This is a genomic window from Duffyella sp. Ts4 (genome assembly GCF_051851875.1).
In the GTDB taxonomy this organism is placed as follows: Bacteria; Pseudomonadota; Gammaproteobacteria; order Enterobacterales; family Enterobacteriaceae; genus Duffyella; species Duffyella gerundensis.
The window spans coordinates 263,971-276,524 of record NZ_JBLYPN010000003.1; the positions used below are offsets into that span (position 1 = coordinate 263,971).

Genomic DNA, 12,554 nt, shown 5'->3' on the forward strand with positions numbered 1-12,554 from the left:
ATCAGCGTTTGTATTGCCCTGCATTGCTGATCGGCAGCGTTCTTACACGAAATGACGGCTTTCAGGTAACAACTTACCCAATCGTGCCTCTCTGTTGCCTGAGCTTGCGATAGTGCTGTGGCGACATGCCAACATATTTATTAAAGGTGCTGTAAAAGCTGCTGCTGGAGTGGAAGCCCGCCGTCAGCGCAATATCAAGAATGGATTTATCGGTATCGCTTAACAGCGCCCGCACATGATTAACCCGCATCGCCGTGATGTACTGCTTCATGGTCAACTGCATCACGCGCTGAAAGATACCCATCGCATAGTTTGGGTTGAGCTTGACGTGTTCTGCCACGCTTTCAATGGTCAGCGGCCGATCATGATTGGCGCCGATAAATTCCAGCATCTGGCTGACATAAAAGCGGGCATGACGCGAGACGCTATTGCCGCTGCTGCGCGAGCGGGCGGTTTTATTCACCAGAATCGGCTGCCAGCCCGACAAGCTAAAGCGCTTGAGCATCAGCCCGATTTCATCAATCGCCAGCTGACGGATTTGCTCGTTTGGGCTGTTTATCTCCTGCTGCCAGCGGCGAACCTCAAACGGACTCAGCTGTTGAGCGGCGAGGGATTTAATCACCATGCCGTGCGTCACGTGATTGATCAGCTGTTTGTCCAGCGGCCATGAGAGAAACAGATGCATCGGCAGATTAAATATCGCCATATTGCTGCAGCTGCCCGGACAGGTGAGTTGATGCGGCGTACAGGCCCAGAACAGCGTGATGTGTCCCTGTTTGATCTGCACCACTTCATTGTTAATTAAATATTCCACGTCACCGTCGAACGGCACGTTCACTTCTACCTGACCATGCCAGTGGCAGGCATCCATATATTCCGGAATGCGCAGCTCAATATCCATGCGCTGGTATTCAGAATAGAGCGACAGCGGGCTGCGCGTGGTGCTGTCGGTACTGTTGCACATATGCGGATCGGGCGGCAGAGGCGCTGAGGTGAAATCCATGATGTTCTCCGTATCCTGAATTATCAGAAATTGTTGCGCAGAATCTGAAAACTTACCGTGAACTGACGAAGGGTTTCCGCAAATGAACAGGTTAACCTTATTGTTTCCTTTGAATATTCTTCTTTCCTGATGAAAAAGTACGGAAACCTCAGATTAAAACAGGCAATCAAAAAAATCGTAGCTTTCAGGAAGGTTCATCCGGGAAGAGGGAAGAGAAACAAAAACCGGCATGCCACTCTGACAGCGTTCAAATACGCCACGGAGAGAGAACATGTCAGCACCCAAAATTACCTTTATCGGCGCGGGCTCCACGATTTTTGTCAAAAACATCCTGGGTGATGTTTTTCATCGTCCGGCGCTGAAGTCTGCCCACATTGCCCTGATGGATATCGATGAAACCCGTCTGGAAGAGTCGCACATTGTGGTGCGTAAACTGATGGACTCCGCCGGTGCTCACGGCGATATCACCTGCTACACCGACCGCAAAAGCGCCCTCAAAGGGGCAGACTTCGTGGTGGTTGCCTTCCAGATTGGCGGATACGAACCCTGTACCGTCACCGATTTTGACGTCTGCAAACGCCACGGACTGGAACAAACCATTGCCGATACGCTCGGCCCGGGCGGCATCATGCGCGCCCTGCGCACCATTCCTCACCTGTGGCAGATCTGTGAAGACATGACCGAGGTCTGCCCGGATGCCACGATGCTTAACTACGTGAACCCCATGGCGATGAATACCTGGGCGATGTACGCGCGCTATCCGCACATCAAACAGGTCGGGTTGTGCCACTCCGTGCAGGGCACGGCAGAAGAGCTGGCGCGCGATCTCGATCTTGATCCCGCCTCGCTACGCTATCGCTGCGCCGGTATCAACCATATGGCGTTTTATCTGTCGCTGGAGAAAAAAACCGGCGAGGGCGACTACGTCAGTCTCTATCCTGACCTGTTGAAGGCTTATGAACAGGGCACCGCGCCGAAACCCAATGCGCATGGCAATGCACGCTGTGAAAATATCGTGCGCTATGAAATGTTCAAAAAGCTGGGCTATTTCGTGACCGAATCCTCAGAGCATTTTGCCGAATATACGCCGTGGTTTATTAAGCCAGGTCGTGAAGATCTGATTGAGCGTTATAAAGTGCCGTTGGATGAATACCCGAAACGCTGCGTTGAGCAGCTGGCCACCTGGCGCAAAGAGCTGGAAGAGTATAAAAGCGCCGATCGCATCGATATTAAACCTTCGCATGAGTACGCCAGCACCATTATTAATGCGCTATGGACCGGCGAGCCAAGCGTGATTTACGGCAATGTGCGCAACGATAATCTGATCGATAACCTGCCGCAGGGCTGCTGCGTCGAAGTGCCCTGTCTGGTGGACAGCAACGGCATCCAGCCAACCCATATCGGTACGCTGCCGTCACATCTGGCCGCCCTGATGCAGACCAACATCAACGTGCAGCACTTATTAACCGAGGCGATCCTCACCGAAAATCGCGATCGGGTTTACCACGCCGCGCTGCTCGACCCGCACACCGCTGCCGTGCTGGGGATTGACGAAATTTATGCATTGATCGATGACCTGATTGCCGCCCACGGCGACTGGTTACCGGCGTGGCTGCATCGCGTCTGACCGCACATGCCGGGCGTTCTGCCCGGCTACTGATCCCTCTACTAACAGAAGGCGGGCGCTGGCAACAGCGGCCCTGTACCCTGGATGAGCATATCAATTACAACAAAACTCAGTTACGGATTTGGGGCATTCGGTAAGGATTTCGCTATTGGCATCGTCTACATGTACCTGATGTATTACTACACCGATGTCGTTGGCTTATCGGTAGGCGTTGTCGGCACCCTGTTTTTAGTGGCCAGGATTTGGGATGCGATTAATGACCCGATCATGGGCTGGATTGTTAACTGTACGCGTTCCCGTTGGGGAAAATTTAAGCCGTGGATTTTTATCGGCACCCTTGTTAATTCGCTGATGCTGTTTTTGCTGTTCAGCGCGCATCTGTTTGAAGGCACAACGCAGATGGTGTTTGTCTGGGTGACCTATATTTTATGGGGCATGACCTACACCATTATGGATATTCCCTTCTGGTCGATGGTGCCGACCATTACGCTCGATAAACGTGAGCGCGAAAAGCTGGTGCCGTTCCCACGCTTCTTTGCCAGCTTAGCGGGCTTTATCACCGCAGGCGTCACCTTGCCCTTTGTGAATTATGTGGGCGGCAGCGATCGGGGGTTTGGCTTTCAGATGCTAACGCTGATCCTGATCGCCTTTTTCATCGCCTCGACGATTATTACGCTGCGTAACGTGAAGGAAGTCTACTCATCGAACAACGCGGCGGAAACAGAAAGCCGCCTGACCTTAAAAGCCATCGTCGCGCTTATTTATAAAAACGATCAGCTCTCCTGCTTGCTCGGCATGGCGCTCACTTACAATATCGCATCCAATATTATCTCCGGATTTGCGATCTATTATTTCACCTATGTGGTTGGCGATGCCGATCTCTTTCCCTGGTACATGTCTTATGCTGGGGCCGCCAATCTGCTGACGGTGATTCTCTTTCCGCGTTTGGTGAAAAAGTTTTCGCGTCGTTTGTTGTGGGCCGCGGCCTCAGTGCTGCCGATTCTGGGCGGTGGCGTACTGCTGTGGATCGCGATGGTGGGTTCTCACAACGTCTGGCTGGTTTCTCTCGCCGGTGTGTTGATGAACGTGGGTACGGCGCTGTTCTGGGTATTGCAGGTGATTATGGTGGCCGATACCGTCGATTACGGCGAGTACAAACTCAGCGTACGCTGCGAAAGCATCGCGTATTCCGTGCAGACGATGGTGGTCAAAGGTGGTTCAGCGTTCGCCGCGTTCTTTATGGCGCTGGTACTCGGCATCATCGGTTACGTACCGAACGTAGCCCAGGCGGAAAGCACGCTGGTGGGCATGCAGTTCATTATGATTGCGCTGCCCGCTATCTTCTTCCTGATCACGCTGTTGCTTTATTTCCGGCTCTACAAGCTGAATGGCGATATGCTGCGCAAAGTGCAAATTCATCTGCTGGATAAATACCGTAAACCGCAAAGCGTGGTGATACCGGCATCGCGAGAAATCAGCCTCACTAAGCCTTCCGAAGCAGAAGCCTGACTGCATTAGGGAAATGCCATTCTGATGAGATTGCGGGCACGGATGCCCGCTTTGCTGTTTCAGGTCGGCAGTGAAACCGGTCAGGCACATTCCCGCTCAAGCGGCAGAAACCGCTCTGCGAACATATCGTGCTGATAGCCTGCCGCCGCAAAAAGATGCTGCCGGGATTCATCGACCGCCGCCCGCAGCCGCACGTCCGCCACGCGGCGGAGATAGATATTATGGAAATAATCCTTTTGGGTATTGCCGTTGTTATGCAGCTTCAAATCCGTTGCTCTGAGATGGCTGGCCCCTTTGATATGGATACCGTCGCTGCTGTTCTCCACCTCAACGTTGTTAAGCGTGATATCGTTACAGCCCGTTTTTTCGCCAGCGGTCGGGTCGCCGGCGCAGTTGAAAAACAGGCCAATCTGATCGGTGCGCAGATCCTGACTGTCAGGGCGTTGATCAAGCGTACCGACCCGTTTTACGTCAGTGATTGCCAGATGATCGATCGCCGTGGCGGTGAGTAGCGGTGCATTAACGGTGCGTGCGATGGCAGGGTTCCAGGTAATCACCGTTGTCGGCCCTGCGCCCGTTAGCGTCACATTGCTTTTCAGGATCTGGCTGTTATGTACCGATCGGCCAGCTTGTCGAGGAAGGTAAACAGCGTCTGATTCATCTGCTGATAATCATGCGCACGCAGTTCAGCAGGCGTGTGTACAAAGCGGTATTTGTCCGCCTGGCTAAGCTCTTTTTCAGCATGCGCGATCAGCAATTCCACGACTTCTGGCGTCAGCTCCATATGACACTGAAAACCGTAAACCCGATCGCTGTAAGCGACGATTTGGCGCGGGCAGCCTTCGCTGTAAGCGATGATCGTGGCATCCGGCGTCAGGCCCGGCATGTCGTTATGCCAGTGTCCGACCTCCAGCTCAGCGCCAAAATGGCTAAACAGCACATGCTGCTGTCCGGCCTCGGTGAGAGAGATCGGAAACTTGCCAATCTCTCTTTCCGGGCTGTGCTCAAAAGCAGCGCCCAGCGCTTCGCCAATCAGCTGTGAACCCAGACAGATGCCGAGCACCGCTTTACCCGCATTGACCGCCGCGGCAATGACCTTCTGCTCAGCCTGCGCATCAAAGTGCGGGCAGACGTCGCGCGTGGTGGCGGGATCCTGTGGGCCGCCCATAACGATAAGAAAATCGATCTCTTCCACCTGCGAAGGCAACGCATCGCCTGCATAAAGCCGCGAATAACTTATCTGATGGCCCTGTTTTTCGGCCCAGATTTCATAAGCGCCCGGCGCTTCGAAGCTTTCGTGAATAATGAAATGTACGCGCATGCAATAAACTCCGTGGTGTCGGCCAGAAAGGTGCCGGTTATTTGAAAAACGCCGCTGTCGGCTGCGATAAAGCGGACAGCAGGGCAGACAATGACTGAACAAATGACCCGGCTTCTGCCGCGTCAAGATCGGAAACGGTAATGCGCAAACCATGCGCCGGTTGAGATAATCCAAACACTTCGCCGCCGCGTACCAGCCAACCCTGCAAGGCCAGCTGCATCACCAGATCGGTGCTGTCGACGTTCAGCGGCAGCCAGACGTTAAGCCCATCGTGCCGATCGGCGAGCTGGATATCATGGTGTCGCAACAGATCGGTCAGCGTCTGTCGGCGAACGCGATAGGTTTCCCTGACTGCGGCAATGTGCGCATCAAAATCCGCCGCGGTTAATGCTGCGCCGGCGACGTGCTGAATGATATGGCTGACCCAGTTGGTTCCGGCATTCAGGCGCTGTTGCAGGCGTAGCGACGTTTCGCGATCGCTGGCGACAAAGGCGAGACGCATATCTGGCCCGAGAAATTTAGAGGTTGAGCGGATAAGCGCCCAGTGCCGCGTGGTTTCCGGAATGATGTGGTGATAATCCTGGGTTGAGAGCAACGAAAAGTGGTCATCAACGATCACCAGCACCTGCGGATAGTGTGTAAGCAGATGGCGAATACGCTGCGCCCGCTGCGCACTCAGGCCAAATCCGGTTGGGTTGTGCGCCCGTGGCGTCACGATCAGCGCCTGCACACCCGAAGCCAGCAGATCCGCCAGCGGCGCTTCCAGCATGCCCTCTTCATCCATCGGCACAGCCGCCGCCTGCAAACGGTTGTGCATCAACGTACTGATGCTGCTTAAAAAACACGGATCTTCTACCGCAACCCGATCGCCCGCGATGAGATAGCCGTTCAGCAGTCGCTCGGTGGCATCCACCGCGCCGCTGGTGAGATTGATTTCATAAGATCCGGTTACGTCAACATCCATCCAGCCGCGACCAATGGCTTCCATCTGCTCACTGACTGCCCGTTCACCGTACAGCCCTGGCGTGATGCGCACCGGCATCACCTGCGGTAGAAAATCCACGCAGGGATTGCCACCCGCCAGATCGCGTAGCGCCAAATTTGGTGGCGAGCCTTCCATCGCCACCACTGGCGCGGCAAAACCACGGATCACCGTGCCATTGCGCCCGCGTGACTGGGCAAATCCCGCATCCGTCAGACGTTTGTAGGCGGCGGCCACGGTATTGCGATTCACTGCCAGTGAGGTGGCCATTTCGCGTACCGGTGGCAGGACGTCGCCCGATTTGAGTTCGCCGGACTGGATTAACGCTCTGACCTGCTCGACGATTTCGCCTGCTGTTTTACCGGATAGTTTCATTGATCTGTGACAATATTTTATTTGACCTATGACAATATTAAACTGGCTCAGGAGAGCTGTCTACCACAATGAACGCAGATTAACAAAGCCCTCGCTGGTGATACGCAATCGCGTCACGACAGGCGGCTTGTCAGGAACGGCGGTGCTGCGCTGAGATCATGGGATTAACAGGCTTTGGATCGCAAAACGGCACTCAAGCTGTTGCTCCGCCCGGCAAAATGGTGTGATTTGGCCCGTAATAAAAACCATGACTTACCAGGGACGATGATGACCACCCTTGAAGCAGTAAAAAACGCCTATCCAGGCGCGCTTGTCTGGCAGTTTGGCGATAGCCCGCAGCTGGCTGATGAGCTCGCTCAACGGGTGTTAAGCGGACTGAAAACGGCAACCTGCTGTTCCCGGGTTGTCTGGCAGGAGGAGTTTGCGCGAGGTGAAGCGCCCTGCGAGGGCAGCGACAACATCATCCTTAGCGGTAGCGGCCAGCCGCTCTGTGTGATCCGCACCGTCAGAACGCAAAGCATCCGTTTCTGCGACGTCACAGAGGCACTGGCGCGCAAAGAAGGAGAAGGGGATTTGAGCCTGGCGCACTGGCGGGAAGGGCACAAACGCTATTTTGAACGCGAAGGCACCTATTCTGAGGTCATGGAACTCATCTTCGAAGAGTTCGAGCTTATCGCGGTGTGCTGAGCATTCGCCCGCGATCGAAGCCAGCAGAGAACAGCACCGCTGAAGCCATAACGGATGCACCTTTGCAGGCGCATCCGATGAGACTTATGGCTTCCAGCGTCGCAGAGGAGTGTGATCTTCATAGGGCAGTTTTGCAGGCAATGATATCAGCTCAATGACGCTGCCCCACGGCGTGCGGCCATAACAGAAGAAATTATTCTCACCCACTTCCGTTGGAAACATCAGCGGCTGCGGAGCGGTAAACATTTTGCCCCCGGCGCGCTCAAACAGGCGGATAGCGTCGTTGATATCATCAACGTAAACGGCAAAGTGCTGGAGCCCGTAATCGCTGGGCCGCACCGGCTGGCTCTGTTGCGGTCCCTTCATTTCAAACAGCTCAAGTCCCGGCCCGTGCTTCAGGGTCATCATTCTGACCGTGGTAATTTTGGTTCCCGGAAACAGGTTGAGAATGCCTTCCGGCTCCTCGCCCTGAACGTCGTCGTCTGACGGCGCAACAGAGTCATAAATTACTTCTGCGCCAAAGGCGTCGGCAAAGAAACGCGTGGCCTCATCGATATCAGAAACGGTGATACCAACGTGATCCATACCGCGGATGATGTCAGTGGACATGGTGTGCTCCCTGTAGAGTAAAAATGAGTTTGCCGCCCAGGACGGCAACCTGATGTTTCGTGCTGGATTGAGTCTGCTATAGAATTAAACATCGATAAACACGCTATGCGTCGCCACAGAGTCAACTTTATGTCTACCGAGTTAGCAGCAGAATCCCTGCGCGGAATCACCCACTTTGTCGTTACGGCAAAATCGAGCAGCTTTACGGAAGCCGCGGAGCAGCTGGGGATCACCAAATCAGCGGTTGGTAAAAGCGTGGCGCGGTTGGAAGAGAGGCTGGGAACGCGGCTGTTTCACCGTTCAACCCGCAAACTGAGCCTGACCAGTGACGGCGAAGCCTATCTGACCAGTTGTCTGTCGGCGCTGGAGATTCTGGATTCTGCTGAAAATACCCTGAGCCGTCGTCAGGAGAACCCTGCCGGCACGGTGCGTATCGATATGCCCGCCTCCTTTGGCCGAAACCTGATGATGCCGCTGCTGCTGGAGATCATGACCCGCTATCCGGCCCTGCGGCTGGCGTTGACCTTTAACGATCGGTTAATCGATCCAGTTGAGGAGGGCGTGGATTTAGTGTTGCGCCTGGGCGAGCTACAGAGCACCGATGAGCTGATTGCCCGCTGTCTGAGCCGTCAGCGTTTGATGTTGTGCGCTTCACCTGTTTATCTTGCTCAACACGGCACGCCTGACAGCCTCGAGGCGTTGAAAAAGCACTGCGGCATCATGGGTTACCGACGCGGCGCGCCGCTGGCCTGGCGACTGCGCGCGGCGGGCGAACGGGAAAGCAAATTCATCGCCGCGGCCTCGCATCAGATCAGTGACGGCGATGCCATGCTAATGGCCTGCCTGGCGGGGGCGGGTATTGCGCAGTTTCCGGAGTCGATGGTCAACAGCCATATTGATGCAGGCAATCTCGTCGCCATCATGGTCGATCATATGCCGGTTCCGGTTGAGCTGAATGTTCTCTGGCCGCGTACCCGGCATCTCATTCCAAAGGTGCGCATTATCGTTGATGCGCTGCTTAAAAAAGCCGGTGAAGGCTATTTTGGTGAACTAAGGTAAAGTTTTAGCGAGCGCCTGCGTGGCAGGCGCAATATCGTCACGAAACCCTTCCTCAGCCGCGTGATCACCGCTTGTAAAAGGCTCAGGGAATAACCTGTTGTGCCCGCAGTTGGTAAAACAGGCTAAAAAACATCTCATCAGTTGCGATACCGCCTTCAAAGCCTGCCCGTCGAAGTTTGCTGCCGTCGCCAAACATGTCGTACTCCCAGCCAAAGACGAAATCGGCAAAGTGTCCGTCGCTGAGTTTCAGAATATCGGCTTCGACCAGCTGATGTTGCCTGGCCAGATCGCGCCATGCTGCCTGATAATCCCTGAATAATTGCGCGCACGATAGCCTGACGGGCGGCGCACTGGGCAGCTCAAACCACTGGGCAATGCGCGGCCACAGCTCGCTCCATCGCCATACATCACCATTGTTGACGTTAAAAGCCGCATTGCCTGCGCCCGGATGTGTGGCGGCCCAGAGCGTCGCGTCGGCAAGTAATCCTGCATCGGTGTGATCGACAATGCTATGCCAGGTTTGCGCCGAGCCGGGAAAACGCAGAGGGAGATTTTGCGCCCGACAAAGCGACGCATATAACGCAATGCTTAATGCCAGATTCATCATATTGCCGGTAACGGCGCTGCCCACCACGCCAGGCCTGATGGCATTCCAGTGCCACGGCTTACCCTGCTGAAAGTCGCTCAGCCAGGCCAGCTGCGCACCATTGAACTCAGCACCCGGCACGCCTGGATCGCTTTCCCGTGCCGGTGTTTTGAACGGGCCAAGATGGGCACCGTAGACTTTATAACCCTGCATCAGGCTGATGGTTTCCAGCGGAGCGACGTTTTCCATCGTGGTGACCAGATTGCGCAGCATCGTGACATTCGGCTCAACCATCTCTGACCAGCTGGCTGCATTCAGCCAGGCACTGTAGAAAATATGCGTGACGCCATGCAGCTTGCTCAGAACGCTTTCGCTCTGTTGACGGTCGGTGAGATCGACTTTCACGGTCGTAACGTTTTCATCCGAAACGCGCTCATGGCGTGAAAGCGCCATCACATCCCATCTATTTTTCAGTAATACTCTGACTAGCTGGCTGCCAACAATTCCGTTTGCCCCGGCTACCAGTGCGACGTGTTGAGTATGCGCTTTTGACATATTTATTCTCCGGCTCAGTGAAAGCCGCATTGTGCGGGAGAGAGCATGTGTCAAAAATCCCCGCAGCCGGATAGGGCTTATAAGTAAAACCATTAAATGAATAATAAACTCACTGCGATTCGTACATTTCTGTTGGTTACTGAAACCGGTTCATTCTCTGCGGCCGCACGCCAGACGGGCATGAAGCAGTCAGCGGTGAGTCAGCAGATTGCCTCACTTGAGGACGAACTGGGCGTTGTTCTGCTGCATCGCACCACGCGGGCGATGGCGCTGACGGCCCAGGGAGAACACTATCGCCGTGAAATGCAGCCACTTTTGGCGGCGATGGAGGAAGTGGAAAATCAGTTAAAACCTGAGGAGCAACAGTGGCAGGGCAAGGTGCATCTACAGCTCCCCAGCGGCGTAGGACAACTTTTTCTGGCGCCTCTGTTGGCCTTACAGAAAGCGACGCCGGGCCTGAATTTAACGCTGTCGCTTGACGATCGTATGGCGGATCTGGTCAGTGAAGGCGTGGATGTCGCGCTACGACTCAGCGGTAAAGCCCCGGAAATCCATGCGGCAAAAATGCTGACGCGGATTGAAACGGCTCTTGTGGCCTCTCCGGATTTTGCTCACGTCACTTCACTGAACGAGCTGCTTTTACAGCCGCATATCCGCTTCAGCGGCCTTGCGCAGGATCAACCGCTCACGCTGATATCGATGCAGGAATCGATAGCAGTGAACGTAAAGACGGTGATGCGGGCAAATACCAGTGAAGCCCTGCTGCAAGCGCTGCTGGCGGGCATCGGCATTGGTGGTATGCAGTTACCGCTTGCCGTTAACGCATTGCAATCAGGCGCGCTGATCCGAGTACTGCCTGAATACCGTCTGCCCGATCGCTATCTTTATGCCGTATTTCCGGACGCGCGATTTATTCCGGTCAGGGTAAGGCGAATTGTTGCGTTGCTTGAAGACCTGGCGAAAAATCTTCCGGTTATTACGAACACCGGTGTGTAAACGCCGTTAGCGACCTGATGGGCAGGCTTATCGGAGAGAGAAACCACAAAGCCAACGCGCAGAGGGTAAATTCCCGCGCCAGTCGATATAATAAGAGCACCGGCTAATCCTGTTCGCTTGCGGAGAATATCATGGCGCTTTCTCACGAATTGATTCTGATCTACACCACCTATTTTGTCGCCACTGCCAGCCCCGGACCCAGCAATATGGCTATTATGGGCACGGCAATGAAGAAGGGGCGCGGCGCAGCACTGGCGCTGGCAGCAGGCGTAATAGGCGGTTCGATGTTGTGGGCGCTATTGGCGGCATGCGGCGTCCTGACCGTGCTGGCGACCTTTGCACAACTGCTGATCGTGTTGAAAATTGGCGGTGGCCTCTATCTGTTATGGCTGGCGTTTAAAGCAGGCAAATCTGCACTGCGCCGTACGGATGCCGCTGAATTTGCCAGCAGCACAGAGAGCCTGGCCTTTGGCAAGCTGTTCCGTCAGGGGATTCTGATGCACATTGGCAATCCGAAAGCGATTCTCACCTGGGTCGCCATCATGTCGGTGGCGCTCAAGCCGGACGCGGCTGCCTCTACTCTCCCGATGATCATCAGTGGCTGTGCGGCGATTTGCGTGGTGGTGTTCTGCGGTTATGCCGTGCTGTTTTCTACCGCCATGATGGCTGCATTTTATCGCCGTATCCGCCGCGCGCTGGATGCCTTGCTGGCATGCTGCTTCGCGATGGCCGGACTGAAGCTGGTATTCAGCCGCAGTTAACCTTTGTGCCGTATTGCCTGAAGGCCGCTTGTTGGGCTGAATGGGTTTCAGCTATTCAGTATCGAAAAGCCGACATGCGAGAGCAGACAGGCGTGAGCGGTATGCCCGTTTCAGACCGCTGCTGTGGGTCAGTGACCGCGTTAAACGTAAAATAATGGACACCTGTCACAGTGGATTATGACGGCACTAAAGTTTGAAGGCCAGCGGCCGATAGGTCTTTCAGGCTTTCTGAAAGCCTTTTTAACGTACTACCAGCTGTATTAATCAGGAGAGCAAGATGGATGTATCACAAATTACATCACTGGCTATCGGCCTTGATAACCTGGATCTGGGTAATAAAATAAACACCTTAGTACTGAAGAAGTCTCTGGATAATCAGCAAGCGATGGCAACGGGGATCCTCGAATCCATTCCTCAGCTGCCTGCGAATCCCGCTATCGGGCGCAACATCAATACCACGGCCTGATTGTTCAAGTGCACCACT

13 protein-coding genes are annotated in these 12,554 nt (G+C 54.6%); 7 read left to right on the forward strand and 6 right to left on the reverse strand.

Annotation, left to right across the window (positions count from 1 at the left end; genetic code table 11):
* Nucleotides 1-73 precede the first annotated feature (73 nt).
* A complete protein-coding gene (gene melR, locus ACJY2L_RS06650; RefSeq protein ID WP_187487989.1) occupies nt 74-1,003 on the reverse strand; it encodes a transcriptional regulator MelR in 930 nt (309 codons plus the stop codon).
* Between the two features lie 271 nt (nt 1,004-1,274).
* Here melR and ACJY2L_RS06655 point away from each other — a divergent pair, with 271 nt between their 5' ends.
* On the forward strand, nt 1,275-2,630 hold the full coding sequence (locus ACJY2L_RS06655; RefSeq protein WP_439213299.1) for an alpha-glucosidase/alpha-galactosidase: 1,356 nt from the start codon (nt 1,275-1,277) through the stop codon (nt 2,628-2,630).
* A gap of 84 nt (nt 2,631-2,714) precedes the next feature.
* Nucleotides 2,715-4,139 carry a melibiose:sodium transporter MelB gene (gene melB / locus ACJY2L_RS06660; RefSeq protein ID WP_439213300.1) on the forward strand — a complete coding sequence of 475 codons (1,425 nt, stop codon included), beginning with the start codon at nt 2,715-2,717 and terminating at the stop codon, nt 4,137-4,139.
* An 80-nt stretch (nt 4,140-4,219) separates the two neighbouring features.
* Here the strand turns inward: melB and ACJY2L_RS06665 are convergent, their stop codons facing one another.
* The 3 genes from ACJY2L_RS06665 to ptsJ are packed head-to-tail and all read right to left on the reverse strand — an operon-like array spanning nt 4,220 to nt 6,817.
* A complete protein-coding gene (locus tag ACJY2L_RS06665) occupies nt 4,220-4,696 on the reverse strand; it encodes a hypothetical protein (RefSeq protein ID WP_439213523.1) in 477 nt (158 codons plus the stop codon).
* A 38-nt stretch (nt 4,697-4,734) separates the two neighbouring features.
* Entirely contained in the window at nt 4,735-5,460 is a 726-nt protein-coding gene (locus ACJY2L_RS06670) for a type 1 glutamine amidotransferase (protein ID WP_439213301.1), read from the reverse strand.
* 37 nt (nt 5,461-5,497) lie between these two features.
* Entirely contained in the window at nt 5,498-6,817 is a 1,320-nt protein-coding gene (gene ptsJ, locus ACJY2L_RS06675) for a MocR-like B6 salvage transcription factor PtsJ (RefSeq protein WP_439213302.1), read from the reverse strand.
* A 267-nt stretch (nt 6,818-7,084) separates the two neighbouring features.
* Here ptsJ and ACJY2L_RS06680 point away from each other — a divergent pair, with 267 nt between their 5' ends.
* Nucleotides 7,085-7,504 carry an ASCH domain-containing protein gene (locus ACJY2L_RS06680; protein ID WP_439213303.1) on the forward strand — a complete coding sequence of 140 codons (420 nt, stop codon included), beginning with the start codon at nt 7,085-7,087 and terminating at the stop codon, nt 7,502-7,504.
* Nucleotides 7,505-7,588: 84 nt separating this feature from the next.
* On the opposite strand, the gene ACJY2L_RS06685 is transcribed toward ACJY2L_RS06680, so the two are convergent.
* A complete protein-coding gene (locus ACJY2L_RS06685; RefSeq protein WP_439213304.1) occupies nt 7,589-8,113 on the reverse strand; it encodes a VOC family protein in 525 nt (174 codons plus the stop codon).
* A 129-nt stretch (nt 8,114-8,242) separates the two neighbouring features.
* Here ACJY2L_RS06685 and ACJY2L_RS06690 point away from each other — a divergent pair, with 129 nt between their 5' ends.
* Nucleotides 8,243-9,172 (forward strand): LysR family transcriptional regulator, encoded by a 930-nt coding sequence (locus tag ACJY2L_RS06690; protein ID WP_439213305.1) that lies wholly within the window; start codon nt 8,243-8,245, stop codon nt 9,170-9,172.
* 82 nt (nt 9,173-9,254) lie between these two features.
* Here the strand turns inward: ACJY2L_RS06690 and ACJY2L_RS06695 are convergent, their stop codons facing one another.
* On the reverse strand, nt 9,255-10,313 hold the full coding sequence (locus ACJY2L_RS06695) for an SDR family oxidoreductase (RefSeq protein WP_439213306.1): 1,059 nt from the start codon (nt 10,311-10,313) through the stop codon (nt 9,255-9,257).
* Between the two features lie 96 nt (nt 10,314-10,409).
* Here ACJY2L_RS06695 and ACJY2L_RS06700 point away from each other — a divergent pair, with 96 nt between their 5' ends.
* The 3 genes from ACJY2L_RS06700 to ACJY2L_RS06710 all read left to right on the forward strand — a co-directional run bounded on the left by ACJY2L_RS06700 (nt 10,410) and on the right by ACJY2L_RS06710 (nt 12,536).
* Nucleotides 10,410-11,309: a LysR family transcriptional regulator gene (locus tag ACJY2L_RS06700; protein ID WP_439213307.1), complete on the forward strand. Its 900-nt coding sequence runs from the start codon at nt 10,410-10,412 to the stop codon at nt 11,307-11,309.
* Between the two features lie 131 nt (nt 11,310-11,440).
* On the forward strand, nt 11,441-12,070 hold the full coding sequence (locus tag ACJY2L_RS06705; RefSeq protein WP_439213308.1) for a LysE family translocator: 630 nt from the start codon (nt 11,441-11,443) through the stop codon (nt 12,068-12,070).
* Nucleotides 12,071-12,347: 277 nt separating this feature from the next.
* Complete coding sequence (locus tag ACJY2L_RS06710) at nt 12,348-12,536, forward strand: YjfB family protein (RefSeq protein WP_067436353.1); 189 nt, start codon at nt 12,348-12,350, stop codon at nt 12,534-12,536.
* Nucleotides 12,537-12,554 lie beyond the last annotated feature (18 nt).

Coding starts and splice junctions, on each gene's coding strand:
- ACJY2L_RS06685 (WP_439213304.1), bottom strand. CDS start 8,113: ATGTCCACTGACATCATCCGCGGTATGGATCACGTTGGTATCACCGTT.
- melB (WP_439213300.1), top strand. CDS start 2,715: ATGAGCATATCAATTACAACAAAACTCAGTTACGGATTTGGGGCATTC.
- ACJY2L_RS06705 (WP_439213308.1), top strand. CDS start 11,441: ATGGCGCTTTCTCACGAATTGATTCTGATCTACACCACCTATTTTGTC.
- ACJY2L_RS06700 (WP_439213307.1), top strand. CDS start 10,410: ATGAATAATAAACTCACTGCGATTCGTACATTTCTGTTGGTTACTGAA.
- ACJY2L_RS06670 (WP_439213301.1), bottom strand. CDS start 5,460: ATGCGCGTACATTTCATTATTCACGAAAGCTTCGAAGCGCCGGGCGCT.
- ACJY2L_RS06710 (WP_067436353.1), top strand. CDS start 12,348: ATGGATGTATCACAAATTACATCACTGGCTATCGGCCTTGATAACCTG.
- ACJY2L_RS06655 (WP_439213299.1), top strand. CDS start 1,275: ATGTCAGCACCCAAAATTACCTTTATCGGCGCGGGCTCCACGATTTTT.
- ACJY2L_RS06680 (WP_439213303.1), top strand. CDS start 7,085: ATGACCACCCTTGAAGCAGTAAAAAACGCCTATCCAGGCGCGCTTGTC.
- ACJY2L_RS06690 (WP_439213305.1), top strand. CDS start 8,243: ATGTCTACCGAGTTAGCAGCAGAATCCCTGCGCGGAATCACCCACTTT.
- ptsJ (WP_439213302.1), bottom strand. CDS start 6,817: ATGAAACTATCCGGTAAAACAGCAGGCGAAATCGTCGAGCAGGTCAGA.
- ACJY2L_RS06695 (WP_439213306.1), bottom strand. CDS start 10,313: ATGTCAAAAGCGCATACTCAACACGTCGCACTGGTAGCCGGGGCAAAC.
- melR (WP_187487989.1), bottom strand. CDS start 1,003: ATGGATTTCACCTCAGCGCCTCTGCCGCCCGATCCGCATATGTGCAAC.